Genomic DNA, 12,825 nt, shown 5'->3' with positions numbered 1-12,825 from the left:
GCGATTCCCCGGTTCTGTCGGAATCCGCATCTGCGGATTTCCGTAAAAGCACGAAAGCGGGCCTTTCAGCCATGAATGAACACTATAGATTGTAGCCCTATAGGGCGCAATGGGCTGTCATCTTGGTTTTTATGGGGAAACCAAGTTAGTGACAGCGAAACACTCATTGGCAACGGCAATACGGACAGTCAGGAAGGCGCGAGGCTTGAGCCAGGAAGCGTTCTCCGACGTGTCCAGCCGCACCTATATGAGTACGCTGGAGCGCGACTTGAAAAGTCCGACCCTGCACAAGCTGACCGAGCTGTGCGAGGTCATGGAAGTGCATCCGCTGACGCTGTTGACGCTGGCCTACGCCGGCGACGACACGCACAAGGCCGACGAACTGCTGGCGCGGGTGCGCCAGGAGTTCGAGGCCGTGCTGAAAGAGCGCGACGCGCCCTAGCGCGTCTGAATGCCCGCAAGCGGAGCGCGCAGCGCCGCCAGGCGCGAAGGCGTGAGGGATTGAAGCCGAATGGACATGACGCCATTGGCGGCATGGGGCGCAGCCCGAAAGCCCGGCGGCGCAATGCGCCGACACGCCATGCTGTTCCTACTGCCACGGGCTTCGAGCCATTCGACCATCACCAATGCAATGCTGGCCTTGGACATGCGGGACATGGGGCAACTGCCGAAACCCTGTGCGTGCGATGCTGCGATCAGCAGCACCGCGCCCCGCCGCAATGGGCGGGGCGCGGTGGGCGGCCGTCAGGCCGCCTTGGGCTTGCTGCGCGACCAGATGAGGTCGTGCGTGTCATTCTCGCCTTCGATCAGGCGGGCATAGACCGTCGCCGGGAATGAAGGATCGTCGATGGCCACCGACAGGTAATCCCGCCCGGCCTCGCTGGTTTTCTTCCACGCCGCGCCGAAGTCGTGGCCGGCCGCTTGCAGGCGGAAGTCCGGGGCGCTTTCGTTCTCGCCCTTGTCGTTGGGAACCAGCTTGACCTTGAAGTTGAGGGTCAGGGTGCGGAGCTGGCCGGTGAAGCCGTCTTTCTCTGCGGTGAAGGTGCCGATGTTAGCCATGATGATTTCTCCTTTCGGGTTGAACAAGGTCGCGCCAGTGCGTCCTTGTTGTGATCCGTCCGGCGGGGGATGGGCTGGCCGCACCGCGCAGCGGTCGCAACACCGTGGAGAACCTGGAAGCGAAAAGAATTTGTCCCGCGAGGAATGCGCGCAGCGCAGGGGGAATTGTTTTCGCTGGAAGGTTGCGGCCATGAAGCCCAGCCACCGCCAGGATTCACAACAACACAAGGACGTACTGGCCGCCCGCTCCCGAATGGAGGCATGGCCGACTCGGCATCCCCGCGCGACGGCTTCACCGGCCTGCGCCCTGACACGGGCAAGGACAATGCCCAGCGACAAGGTGAAAGCGTTCCTACCGCTGCTTGCGGCCCTTTGCGTGAGGCGTGGCGTGGAAGCTCCATTGCAAGGCCGGGCGGCGTGTCGGTGAACCGTCCTTCGTGACGTACAGGCGACGAACCGCCAGCGTCGAGGACGGCACGCTTTCGTGCAACCTGCGGCAGCAAGCCGGGGCGTAGCCCCACACGCCCGTCCATTGCGGTGGGGCGCGTTCGGAATGTCGTCGGCGCTGTGCGCCGACGCACTTATGGGCTTCGAGGGTTTCCCGCGCACAAGGTCACTTGTGCGCCGCCCCTTCGCCGTCCGCCCGAAGGCGGCGAAGGGGCGTTCTGGCTTTGGGCTTGGAAACCGGGCGCGGCCACCGCCGCGCCCGGATTTTTGACCATCGGCACCAGGGCGGAACGGCCTGGGGCCGATGCTGATGGAACAGCGAAGCGCCCCGGCCGAAACCGGGGCGCTCGGTGGTGGTGAAGGTCAGGCGGCGAGTGCGTGGGCCTGCTGCTCGTCGTCGTTGTCGATGGCTTCCGGCTCGTCGTTCGTCACCGCCTGCGGCGCATCCTGCGCCGTGGTGTCGTCGGTGCCTTCGGCCTTGAAGATGGCAGGCATCCAGCCGGTGCCATCGGCCAGCCGCTCGGCTTCGCTGGCAATGTCGGCCTTCTTCAACTTCGCCAGCCGGGTGACGTGCGCCGGGGCGTACTGCTCCACGGCTTCCAGAATCGCGGCCTTCGGCACATGCCGGAAATAACCCTCATTGGTGGGCTTCCACCATGCGGCCATGTCCAAGCCGACAGCCTGCGCCAGTTCCGCGCCCGGTTGCTGCGGCGTGGCGCGGGGTGTCACCACGTCCACCGTGACGGCCACGGATATCGCCAGCAGCCGCACCAGTTCATCTTGCGACTTCGCTAGCAGCACGGCGAACAGTTCGGCGCTGTCCTCCGGCAAGCCTTCGCCTGCTACCTGCTGCAACTCGCGCAGCGCCACGGCGGCGGGCGAATCCGGTATATCCGGGGCGATGCCTTCCAGCCGGTCTTGCGCTTTCAGGCTCACGCCCAGCGGCAAGTCGTGGCCGTAGTGGCTGCCCTGCAAGACGGTCTGCACCATGCCATGCACCAGCGCGGCCAGCGCCACTTGCGGATGCCGGGCGACTTCGATTTGCAGCGCGGCGGTGCGGTGGGCGCTCAACCGCTGCGCCAGCTTGTCGGACATGGCGGCGGTCTTGGGCTGCTCGTCGTCCTCGCCTTCGTCGTCGTTCCCGGCTTCGCTTTCGCTGCCGAAACCTTGGCGCAGGCGTTCCAGTGTGCGCAGCGCCTTGGCCTCGGCCTCGCGCATCAACCCGCGATGAATCACTGCCTGCCCGTTGCGGTCGATGGTGACGATGGCACCGGCTGCGGCCTTCACGGTCGTGCCGTAGTCCTGCAAGCCATCTTCCAGCGCCTGCAACTGCTCGCCCACGGCTTCGCCTTCTTCCTGCAAGGCATCGGCCTTTTCCTCGTCCTCGGTATCAAGCGCGTCATCCACGGCGGCGGCCAGTTCGTGCATCTTGGTTTGCAGCTTCTCGATGCGCTGCGCTTCGCGCTTGTTCGGTTCGCGGCGCTCCCTCGGCGCACGCTGGAAGGCGTGCAGGTCGGCATGGGTCACGGCGGGGGTGGCATCCACCCACGCCCAGCCTTCGTCCTTCACCTCGGCGGCGATACCTGCCAGCTTGTCTTGCGCCAGCCGTTCCAGCAGCGCGGCATCGGTCAGATACACGCCCGCGTCACCTTCCGCGAACAGGTCACGGCGCACACCACCGCCTGCGGCTCCGTAGGTATCCAGCCCCACGAAACGCACCAGCGGATGCCGGTATGCGTCAATCTCGCGCTCGGTGAGGCGGTCGCGCAATTGGGAAGGGTTGCGCTGCCACGTCGGCGCGTCGTAGAACGCGGTTTCCTGCGCGGCGTGGTCGTCGGTGATGGCAAGGGCCATCAACTGATCGAGCGTCACGGCTTCGGCGCGGTAGTCGGCCAGCAGCCGGGGCGAGACGTTCGCCAGCTTCAAGCGGCGCTGCACCACCAGCGGCGTGACGCTGAAATCGGCGGCTATGTCCTCGATGGGTCGGCCTTCGGCCACCAGCGCGGCGAATGCCTCGAACTGGTCGGCGGGGTGCATGGCTTCGCGCTGCACGTTCTCGGTGAGGCTGGCCGTGCGGGCGGTGCCATCGGCCACCAACAGGCAAGGCACTTCCCATTCCTTGCTGATGCGGCGCTTCTTCGCCAGCAGCTTCAACGCGGCCAGCCTGCGGCCACCGGCCACGACTTCGTAATGCTCGCCATCGGCGGCGGCAATGACGATGAGGTTTTGCAGCAGGCCGACACGCTGAATGCTCGCGGCGAGTTCGGGAATGGACATGCGCGGGGTCTTGCGCACGTTGCGGCCAGCAGGACGCGACACCAGCCGCGACAGCGGAACCAAAATCAGGTTCTTGGTCGGGTCGGCGGCTTCCAGCGGGATAGCGGCGGCGGTGTTGAGGGCGCGGGCTTCGGTTTGGGTAATGGCGTTCATGGTGATAACTCCTATCGGTTCAGGGATGCAGCAGCGAAGAAAGCGGCAAGGGCTGCTGCCTGCCCCTGCCGCGTGGGGAATCAGGCCTTCAACTGGCGCAGGCCATCGGCCAACATCCAGAGGGCGCGATTGAGGCGCACATCGGAATCAATGCCCTGCACGGGGCGGGTCTGCTGGCGGCGTCCGTTGGCGCTGCGGCCATGCAATCCGCCTTTGGTCAGGTTTTCTTGGGTGCGGTTGAACACGCTCCACAAGTCCGGGCGGCGGTCGTCGAACCGGCGCGGCATCAGGATTTGGCTTTCCGTGATGGGCGCGGGCTTGTTATCGGTGGGGTCGTACTTGAGGGCCAGCGCGGAACGGGCGAACACTTCGGCTTCGCCTTCGTCCAGCGTGATAGCGCGCATCAGGTCGCGGGATTCCTTCACGCGTTCGAAGCCGCTCAACACCTCGAAAGCGCCTTCGATGACAGAACCGGCCACGTCGCCCTTGTGCGGCACGCGCACATCGGCCACGGTATCGCCGCACACAAGGCCATTGCTGCAAACGAACCGGAACATTCCGGCCAGCATCTGATAGCTGCTGGTGCCGTCGTGCGAGTTCAGCAGCACGATTTCATTGGCTTCCGCGCCGTTGATCTGACTGGCATGGCGCAGGCGAATCATGTGTTTGGTGTAGTCGCGGCGGTCGTCGTGCCGCACGCGGGTTTGCGCTGCCATGAAGGGTTCAAACCCTTCCTTGCGCAGTTCCGCCAGCACGGCGGCGGTGGGAATGTAGGCGTACCGTTCGGAGCGGCTATCGTGCGGGGCCTCCGCGAAGATGGACGGGGCTACGCGGCGGATTTGGTCGTCGGACAGCGGGTAGTCACTGCGCAGCGTCGGGGAATGGGAAGCGAATCGAGATGCGAGTTGCATGGTTTTCTCCAATGAGTTGCTGTGGTTTCAAAGCTGACCGGATTCCAAGATTCGGAGCCCGTTGTGGCTTCGGTTGGTTCGGCGCAGAGACCTGGGCCGGTCCTGTTTGCCGCCGTCTTTCCTGAGTTCATCGCCCGCGAAAAACCGGGCCAGCGAGGGACTGGCCGTCAAGGGAGAAGCGCAGGGTTGGTGCGGCCCGCAGCGCAGCGAGGACTCGGCCCTGCGCGCCTTGACGGCCAGGCACCGCGGGCTACGGTCGCGGGAAAAAGCGATGAACTTGGGGAAAGACGAACAGCGGCCAATGGGCCAGGGGGTGCGCTGAAACCAACGCCGCGCGGCGAGCGCCCCTGCGTGCCAGCGGCACGCCTAGCTGGATGGCTGTTGGTCGATCAGGTGCAACCTGTTCGGTGCATGCGAGGGGCGCCAAGCAAGGCGCGGCGGGGATGGGCTGTCCAGCCGATCCCCTGGAGGGCAAGCGCCGCGCGCAGGCCAGGAGCGAAGAGACGGCCGGAGGCATCAGGGATCAAAGCCGCATGGCCGCGACTCGGCACGAGGCGCGGGGCAACGCCCGCGAGCCCGACGGCGGCACGCCGGGATGCTCTACTGTTCACAACAAAATGTAAGTGACGCAATAGTACTTATGAGCCACAATGTAGCTACATCTATTGTGAGCGCAACAATGGCAAGTAACGACGTCGTTCGTGCCCGGATTGACGGGCAGATTAAAGAAGCCGCAACTGTTGTTCTGGCTGAAATGGGGTTATCAATTTCGGATGCGATTCGGATGCTGCTGACCCGAATCGCGGCAGATAAGGCACTCCCCTTTGACATCAATCGTGTGTCGTCCGATTCTGATCGGAAGGCACCATAAGGTTGCGCTGAGGCAAGGCCCGCAAATCGTTTCTCTGAACAGTAGGGATCAAGAATAGTTCATGGCATCTATCAGACCTTCAGCATTCAATCAACGTGAGCGTTTGGACGGCGGCCCCTTCCTTGTCATTGAAGCAGCCGAACCGGAAGAGGAAGGCATTAACGTTTTCTTCACTGATATTCCCGCAGCGGAGCGCAAGCCGGATTCGCCAATAGCGAGACTGCTCAATGTGTGTCCAGACAGATTGACCATTTGGCCTCTTAATATTCGAGAAGATCGCGACGATTACCTGCAACCTAAATACGGCACCCTTGAACGCATCGTCGTCGCTCGGCCTGTTATCGAGCCCTACATACTGCCAGAGACTACTGACGATGTCGTTGGGCTTCTTGAGCAGTTGCCGGATGGGTTTGCCAAAGATTTTCGATTCGGTTTGGGGCTTCTGTGGGAATATCGGCAAATTTGCGAAACAGCCGCCAGCTTAGAAAACGTAAGCATACTCATTGTCCACAAAGGAAATGACGCGAAAATTGATTCGCCATTCTTTATTCTCGGAATAAGAAGATTTCATGAATTAAGAAAAGAATTAAATCGCATAGCCTCTCGCCACCAGAGAGACGCGCGCAAGGACAAGCAATTTCATGTCTACCAGACCTTATTACATGCTGCCGATTCAGCACAATTTCCCGCTCTAAAGAAGAGCGTAAGACCTGATGCACTAACGGAAATGACCGATGGTGGGCGGCAGCATGTGACGCTTTCCAAGCGTGATCGGCGCGCCGCTGTTCGCATGGTTCAAGACAATATAGAAGCACTGGCGGAATCTGAGCCGCGCTCGCTGCTGGCATTAAAGAATGATATTGAGCTCATCACACTGAATCAACTGATTGAGCGATACCAGGAAATGCTTGGAAAAGGACTGACGGAAAGCAAGTGGCAAAGCTTCTTTCTGGAAAATCCTTTCATACTTAGTCTTGCATTTGCCGTTCCAGCCATGCTGGTTCAGGGGCAAGCTTATGCAGGTGGCAAGCGACTTAACGGGTCCGGCGGAAAATTTTCAGATTTTCTATACGCATCCGCTTCCACGGGCAATCTTGGCCTCATTGAGATAAAAAAGCCGCAAACCGAACTGCTAGGAAAATCTCCCTATCGTGGAGATGATGTTTTTGGCCCATCGACAGAATTGGGTGGAGCGATTGCTCAAATTCTAGATCAGCGTTTCAAATTGCAGAGTGAACTACCCGTCATAAAAAATAACATGAACCGATACGACCTCCACAGCTATGCGGTTCGCTGCATAGTTGTCGCTGGCATGACGCCACAAGAGCATCAGCAAAGAAAGTCATTCGAGCTCGTTCGAAATGCGTTCGCAGAGATCGTGATCGTGACTTTCGATGAACTACTTGCAAGGCTAACCGAGATTAAAAATGCGCTCCAACCGATTCCTACCTTAGACACGGTGCCGTTCTAAAACCAACTGACAGTTGGCCATTCCGTAGTTGGGATCAATGGCTGCAGTGTTCAACCAATCCATCGGCCGATCGGCATGTGGATTTCAACAACAAGATTGAATCAAATGCATATATCCAAGCTCAGCCTGGTCAACTACCGGAACTTTCCCAACACGAAGCTGCTGTTCCAGAAGGGTATCAACACTGTCATCGGCGAAAATGGATCTGGCAAAACCAATCTCTTTCGCGCAATCAGATTGCTGCTTGATGACAACATGATTCGCTCTGCCTACCGGCTGGAGCATACCGACTTTCATCGCGGCCTAGGGCGCTGGCAGGGACATTGGATCATCATCAGTCTTGAGTTTGAGGAAATCTCTGCGGATGAATCAGTGCAGGCGCTCTTCCGACATGGGACGGGCGTAATTGAGGAAGAGGCGAACGGCAAGGCCACTTACAACCTGATCTTTCGTCCGAAGAAGGAAATCAGGCTGCGACTTTCTCAATTGAACGATGGTGATCAGGCAGGCCTCGACGCTATCCTGAACCCGGTCACCATCGACGACTATGAAACGATTTTCACAGGTCGGAGTGAAGCCGACTTCAACGACGAGGCCTTCTATAAGGATGTGGTCGGCGACTTCGCGAATGTTCGATTCAATGAAGAGGTTGAATTTCGTGTTATCGGCGCGAAGATTCCGAACGTGCTGTCCGTCTCCAAAGAAATTTCGTTCACTTTCGTCCAGGCGCTACGGGACGTCGTCTCCGAATTTCACAACAACCGGACAAATCCGCTCTTTTCGCTTCTGAAGGGCAAGAGCGGCGATATCGACCCCGTGGCGTTCCAGGCTATCACCGACGGGGTAAAGGCATTGAATGACTCCATCGAAGCGTTGCCAGACGTGCAGGTCGTCCGGACGGATATCAGAGACACCATCAAGGATGCGGCGGGTGAGGCGTATTCGCCGTCTTCTCTTTCTATCAAGTCGGATCTGCCAGACGAAGCTGACAAGTTGTTCCAGTCGCTCAAGCTGTTCGTTGGCGAATCGGGGGAGAGCCACGAAGGACCGATCCACGAGCTGAGCCTTGGTGGAGCAAACCTGATATTCCTCACGTTGAAACTGCTTGAATTCAAGTATCAAAAGGCTAAACAGTCGATCGCCAACTTTCTGCTTATCGAAGAGCCGGAAGCTCACATTCACACACATATCCAGAAAACACTGTTCGACAAGCTCAAATACGACGACACACAGATCATTTATTCGACCCATTCGACGCACATCTCTGAGGTCAGCAATGTTCAGAACGTGAACATCCTCGGCAGAGAAGGTGATCGTTGCGAGGCATACCAGCCTGCAATTGGCCTAAACCCAGAAGAGATCGGCAACATTCAACGCTACCTGGATGCTGTCCGTAGCAACTTGTTGTTTGCCAAGAGCGTCCTCTTAGTGGAGGGCGATGCAGAAGAAATTCTCGTTCCGATCCTGATCAAGAACGTGCTAGGCGTCAGCCTTGATGAACTCGGCATCAGTTTAATTAATATCCGCAGCACTGGATTTCAGAACGTCGCGGTTCTTTTCGATGATGCCCGAATCCGGAAGCGGTGCAGCATCGTCACCGACCTTGACAAGTCCATCATTGACACAACGCCGGCGGCGGGAGACTCCGAAGGGCTGCTCCGGCGCAAGGGCAAGTATCAGGCATCCCAGGAAAAAGGGGTCGCCAGGAAAGCGTTATTGGAAGACACCTTCAAAGATAACGGGTGGGTTTCTCCATTCTTTGCCCCCCATACCTTCGAGGTCGACTTCATTGCCGCCGGCAATGCGCGTAAGGTGGTCGGCATCCTTCCTGATGTCTACAAGGATGCACCAACCATCGCGACGGCCAAGGCGGAGCTCGAATCAGCGGACATCGCGTTGTTCGGTCAGCGCGCATTGACCATGGCGGACAACTACGGCAAGGGATGGTTTGCCATCTTGCTGGGAAAGAAGATCGATCCGCAGACCGCCATTCCGAAGTACATCTTGGACGCCATCGCTTTTGCGCATCCGGTGGTCACTAAGGAAGTCTGGTTTAACGTGCTGAGCTACCGCGTGAACTACATCGATGCAGAAGATATCTTCACTGCGTCTGCCGTATTCGACGACTTTAGGGCCAAGCTGCTGGCCTTCCGAAATGGAGACATCGACTTCGTCGGCATCCGAAACGAGATGCTTGCCACGTTCCCAGATGATCGCATCAACGATGTACTCGCGGTGTTCTGATCATGTTCATGTGGAACAAAGATGATCTGAATCCCGAGCAGGAAGCAGCCATTCTGAAGCCAGGGAGCGTCTTTCTCATCGCTTGCCCGGGCAGCGGGAAAACGCGCACGCTCACCTACAAAATCGCCTATGAGTTGTCCAGGCTGAAATCGAACAAGCAGTTTGTCGTTGCCATCACTTATACGCACCGTGCCGCCGACGAAATCCACGAGCGCATTGAGAGCCTTGGGGTGGATACATCCCGATTATGGATAGGAACGATACATTCGTTCTGTCTTGAATGGATATTGAAACCGTACGGCATCTATCACGAAGCGTTGGATCGAGGCTTCCGTGTGATCGATCAGCATGAGCGCGAGAAAATCCTGGAGGCATTGTGCAAGCCTTACCAGAAGCCAAAAATAACATTCTGGGATTGTGAGTTTTATTACACCGAAACTGGATATGTGCTCTCCTGCCCACAAGATTGGAAGCATTCGGGTCTTCACGTCATATTGGGCAAGTATTTTGAGATTCTGCACGAAAGTCGGCAGCTAGACTTTGAGCTCATTCTTTACTATGCGTACCAACTGATCGCACGTCATCCTGCGATCAGCACTCTTCTGGCACAGTTGTTCTCTTTCGTGCTGATCGACGAGTATCAGGACACCAAACGAATTCAGTATTCGATCATCACCGCCATTCTGAAAGCTGGTCAAGGTGCGACCAAGGCCTTTATTGTCGGAGATCCTAACCAGGCGATTTATCAATCGCTTGGCGGATATCCGATTGCCTTCGAGGATTTCAAGGCGATGGCCAATATCGATTTGGACGAACTCGAACTGTCGCGGAACTACCGTTCTTCTGAGCGCATCATTGAGTACTTCGGAAACTACAACGTTCACAACACACGCATCGAAGCCGCATCCGAGGACAAGGCGTACCCAAGCCTTATTTCATTCGACGACACAGTGAGCAAAAATGATCTGGACGCTGAGCTCATCCGGCTCATCCGTTTCAACATTGAGACTATGGGCATCTCACCTCACGAGGTGTGCATTCTCGCGCCACAGTGGACGCATCTTGCAAGCATGACACGTCGTTTGGTCGCCAGCATGCCGGAGTACTCATTCGATGGCCCCGGTATGGTTCCCTTTGCACGGGACACAGAGAATTTCTGGTACAGGCTTTCTAAGATTGCACTTACTCAGGCATCGCCGGGAATGTATGTGCGCAGACTGCGGTGGGCCGGGGAGATTCTGAATGACCTAGAGGCGGCCGGGGCTAGCGTGTCGAAGCTCACGCGGAGGTCCTTGTTGAGGGAGTGCAATGCAATTAAGATCGATGAAACAGATGGTCTTACCTACTTGAGCGCATTTTTCGAGCGTCTGTTTGCAAACTTAGCAATCGACTTTCGCCTTTTCACGCTGCTTCAAGAGCATCACGTTGCCTTCTTCGATAGTTCGCAAGCCCGGGTAAATCGATTGAAGAGTGAAGGTAGCGAATTTATAGGCGATATTGAGACATTCAGGAAGGTATTTCAGCATAGGACTGGAATCACCATCTCGACGATACACGGCGTCAAGGGAGCCGAGTTCGATGCAGTGATCGCTTATGCATTATTAGAAGATATGGTGCCGCATTTCAATGATCCGAACGGTCAAGAAAGCGCGATGAAATTGCTGTATGTCATTGGTTCGCGGGCAAGGAAGAACCTGCACCTTGTTTCGGAACGAGGTCGAGTTCGCCAGTATTCTGGCGAAGAGTATCAAGTAACTCGCAAGCTTGCCTCATGCAGTTTTGGATACGATCAAATTCCATAGAAATCACGAGTAGCGCAACCGCGCTCTCTATGGGATGCCCTACAGCTTTGTTTAGCGTTTGGCTGAATCATCTGCGCGCGGCTCGCTCTGCATGCCCTGCTGTCGCCAGCTCAACATGCAAGCGGAGCGCGCAGGCCCGGATCACAGTGTCGGGCCGTGGAGGGCTGGCGAATGCCAGTCCCGTCAGGGATGAGCGAATAGCGAACGTGGAGCAGCGCGATCCACAAAGTGGAGACGCTCAAGGTTCCGTCGCTTACTATTTGGACTACGGCGAGTTGAGTAAAAAATATGAAAAATATCTTTGAAGAAATCAATGAATTTTCTTCGGAAAAAATCGCGTTATTCAGCTTTGGGAAATTTTGCTACGTCTTTCTTAATAAAGACCCGATCTTTGTCAAGAAATTGCTTCCCCTCATCCAAACCTCTCTGGCAAATGAGAGCTTTCAGGCAGACGTAATGCGTGCTTATACGGAGGGCTGCATGAATGAAAAGGCGGCCATTCTGAAAGAATTTGAAGCCAAACGCGACCATCCAAACGCAGCCAAGTTTTATGGGCCACAGCTTGATCTAGTGGACAAGCGATTGGCTATAAAGACAATCCAGCATTTAATGGACTACTTAAATAATTATCTCAACGAGTATCCGGGATCGCTAGAAATTCTCAACAATTCCTACAAGCATATCCATGACGAAGATGGTGTTTCGTACATAAAAGAAAATTACGCAAATTATCGCATTGGCTGCATTTTTTATTCCAAGCACCAATCAATCATGGGGAGGGCTGAGATGCTGGAGCTAAAATATTCCAAGGTAGTTGAACGTGAGTACGAGAAAATTGGAATTGACATAAGAAAGGAAGATGCTCAGTTCTCTAAATATAGTCTTGTCAGCCTGAACGAGAATATTCAGATATTCAACGACAAGGATAGTCAGACAATACGCGATGAACGCATAGGGCGACACTTCTGGATAAAAGTTCCGAGGAAGCTGCTTACCTCTATCGAGGAACTCATTGAAAAAGGAATGCTGTCCGAAATAGCATTCAGGATTGATTACGTCTCCGATTATGTCCCTGCAATGGAGGAGATGGAGTTTGGCGCTCCGTTGCGATTGAAAATATCTTCCCTTCCTAGATTGTCAAAGTTCTACTCCACCGATAAATATGAGAACAATCTATGGATTCACCATGACGCAGAGAAGCTAAGTTTGACTTTTGAAGAATTGATGGAGGACTTTGAGGTGGCAGGCGACGACGTCGTAACGCAAGTCATCCATCTTGAATACAGTTCAAAAGGCGATGATTTTTTTATAACTCACTTGGATCACGAATTTATCGTATATACGTTGGATAGCTATCAAGAAAGATTGAGCAATGCCAACATCAAGGGGCATAGAAAAATAAAGACATTCAAAATAGATAACTCAATGATCCCGTTTGATATAAATATTAGCGGGGATCTTTTTCTGTTTCAGGTTCTCGATTCGTATTTAAAAAATGATGACTTGATTCGTGAATATTTTGAAAAAATTAACTGACTTTATAGTTTGAGATATTTAATTAAAACAGCGATCGGCATAGAACATGGCGCT

The 12,825-nt window shown here is 55.8% G+C and carries 10 protein-coding genes; 6 read left to right on the top strand and 4 right to left on the bottom strand.

Features of this window, described 5'->3' with window-relative positions; genetic code table 11:
- Window positions 1-148 precede the first annotated feature (148 nt).
- Window positions 149-442: a helix-turn-helix domain-containing protein gene (locus tag ACSQ4M_RS10100; RefSeq protein WP_064717570.1), complete on the top strand. Its 294-nt coding sequence runs from the start codon at window positions 149-151 to the stop codon at window positions 440-442.
- On the opposite strand, the gene ACSQ4M_RS10095 is transcribed toward ACSQ4M_RS10100, so the two are convergent.
- From ACSQ4M_RS10095 to ACSQ4M_RS10080, 4 genes are all read right to left on the bottom strand, one after another.
- Entirely contained in the window at window positions 439-657 is a 219-nt protein-coding gene (locus ACSQ4M_RS10095) for a hypothetical protein (protein ID WP_103790875.1), read from the bottom strand. The two genes, ACSQ4M_RS10100 and ACSQ4M_RS10095, sit on opposite strands and share 4 nt — an antisense overlap.
- A gap of 87 nt (window positions 658-744) precedes the next feature.
- The gene (locus tag ACSQ4M_RS10090; protein WP_004883051.1) at window positions 745-1,059 is read right to left on the bottom strand and encodes a DUF736 domain-containing protein; all 315 of its coding nucleotides are present in this window, start codon (window positions 1,057-1,059) and stop codon (window positions 745-747) included.
- Between the two features lie 810 nt (window positions 1,060-1,869).
- Window positions 1,870-3,936 carry a ParB/RepB/Spo0J family partition protein gene (locus tag ACSQ4M_RS10085; RefSeq protein ID WP_004883050.1) on the bottom strand — a complete coding sequence of 689 codons (2,067 nt, stop codon included), beginning with the start codon at window positions 3,934-3,936 and terminating at the stop codon, window positions 1,870-1,872.
- A gap of 80 nt (window positions 3,937-4,016) precedes the next feature.
- Window positions 4,017-4,847 carry a DUF932 domain-containing protein gene (locus ACSQ4M_RS10080; RefSeq protein ID WP_004883049.1) on the bottom strand — a complete coding sequence of 277 codons (831 nt, stop codon included), beginning with the start codon at window positions 4,845-4,847 and terminating at the stop codon, window positions 4,017-4,019.
- A gap of 595 nt (window positions 4,848-5,442) precedes the next feature.
- Between ACSQ4M_RS10080 and ACSQ4M_RS10075 the strand changes: the two genes are divergently transcribed.
- From ACSQ4M_RS10075 to ACSQ4M_RS10055, 5 genes are all read left to right on the top strand, one after another.
- Entirely contained in the window at window positions 5,443-5,718 is a 276-nt protein-coding gene (locus tag ACSQ4M_RS10075) for a type II toxin-antitoxin system RelB/DinJ family antitoxin (RefSeq protein WP_436189428.1), read from the top strand.
- A 61-nt stretch (window positions 5,719-5,779) separates the two neighbouring features.
- Window positions 5,780-7,189 (top strand): Shedu immune nuclease family protein, encoded by a 1,410-nt coding sequence (locus ACSQ4M_RS10070; RefSeq protein WP_004883043.1) that lies wholly within the window; start codon window positions 5,780-5,782, stop codon window positions 7,187-7,189.
- A 105-nt stretch (window positions 7,190-7,294) separates the two neighbouring features.
- Window positions 7,295-9,433, top strand: coding sequence for an AAA family ATPase (locus tag ACSQ4M_RS10065; protein WP_004883041.1), 2,139 nt, complete (start codon window positions 7,295-7,297; stop codon window positions 9,431-9,433).
- Between the two features lie 2 nt (window positions 9,434-9,435).
- On the top strand, window positions 9,436-11,235 hold the full coding sequence (locus ACSQ4M_RS10060; RefSeq protein WP_004883039.1) for a UvrD-helicase domain-containing protein: 1,800 nt from the start codon (window positions 9,436-9,438) through the stop codon (window positions 11,233-11,235).
- A 288-nt stretch (window positions 11,236-11,523) separates the two neighbouring features.
- Window positions 11,524-12,771 carry a hypothetical protein gene (locus tag ACSQ4M_RS10055; RefSeq protein WP_004883036.1) on the top strand — a complete coding sequence of 416 codons (1,248 nt, stop codon included), beginning with the start codon at window positions 11,524-11,526 and terminating at the stop codon, window positions 12,769-12,771.
- The last annotated feature ends 54 nt before the right edge of the window (window positions 12,772-12,825 follow it).

Source organism: Pseudorhodoferax sp. LjRoot39 (assembly GCF_964253035.1).
In the GTDB taxonomy this organism is placed as follows: Bacteria; Pseudomonadota; Gammaproteobacteria; order Burkholderiales; family Burkholderiaceae_C; genus Pseudorhodoferax.
This window is presented reverse-complemented; position numbering and strand designations above follow the sequence as displayed.

Bases quoted from the DNA above. Each gene is read 5' to 3' on its own strand.
- ACSQ4M_RS10090 (WP_004883051.1), bottom strand. From the start codon at position 1,059: ATGGCTAACATCGGCACCTTCACCGCAGAGAAAGACGGCTTCACCGGC.
- ACSQ4M_RS10075 (WP_436189428.1), top strand. From the start codon at position 5,443: ATGCTCTACTGTTCACAACAAAATGTAAGTGACGCAATAGTACTTATG.
- ACSQ4M_RS10080 (WP_004883049.1), bottom strand. From the start codon at position 4,847: ATGCAACTCGCATCTCGATTCGCTTCCCATTCCCCGACGCTGCGCAGT.
- ACSQ4M_RS10060 (WP_004883039.1), top strand. From the start codon at position 9,436: ATGTTCATGTGGAACAAAGATGATCTGAATCCCGAGCAGGAAGCAGCC.
- ACSQ4M_RS10095 (WP_103790875.1), bottom strand. From the start codon at position 657: ATGTCCCGCATGTCCAAGGCCAGCATTGCATTGGTGATGGTCGAATGG.
- ACSQ4M_RS10085 (WP_004883050.1), bottom strand. From the start codon at position 3,936: ATGAACGCCATTACCCAAACCGAAGCCCGCGCCCTCAACACCGCCGCC.
- ACSQ4M_RS10055 (WP_004883036.1), top strand. From the start codon at position 11,524: ATGAAAAATATCTTTGAAGAAATCAATGAATTTTCTTCGGAAAAAATC.
- ACSQ4M_RS10070 (WP_004883043.1), top strand. From the start codon at position 5,780: ATGGCATCTATCAGACCTTCAGCATTCAATCAACGTGAGCGTTTGGAC.
- ACSQ4M_RS10065 (WP_004883041.1), top strand. From the start codon at position 7,295: ATGCATATATCCAAGCTCAGCCTGGTCAACTACCGGAACTTTCCCAAC.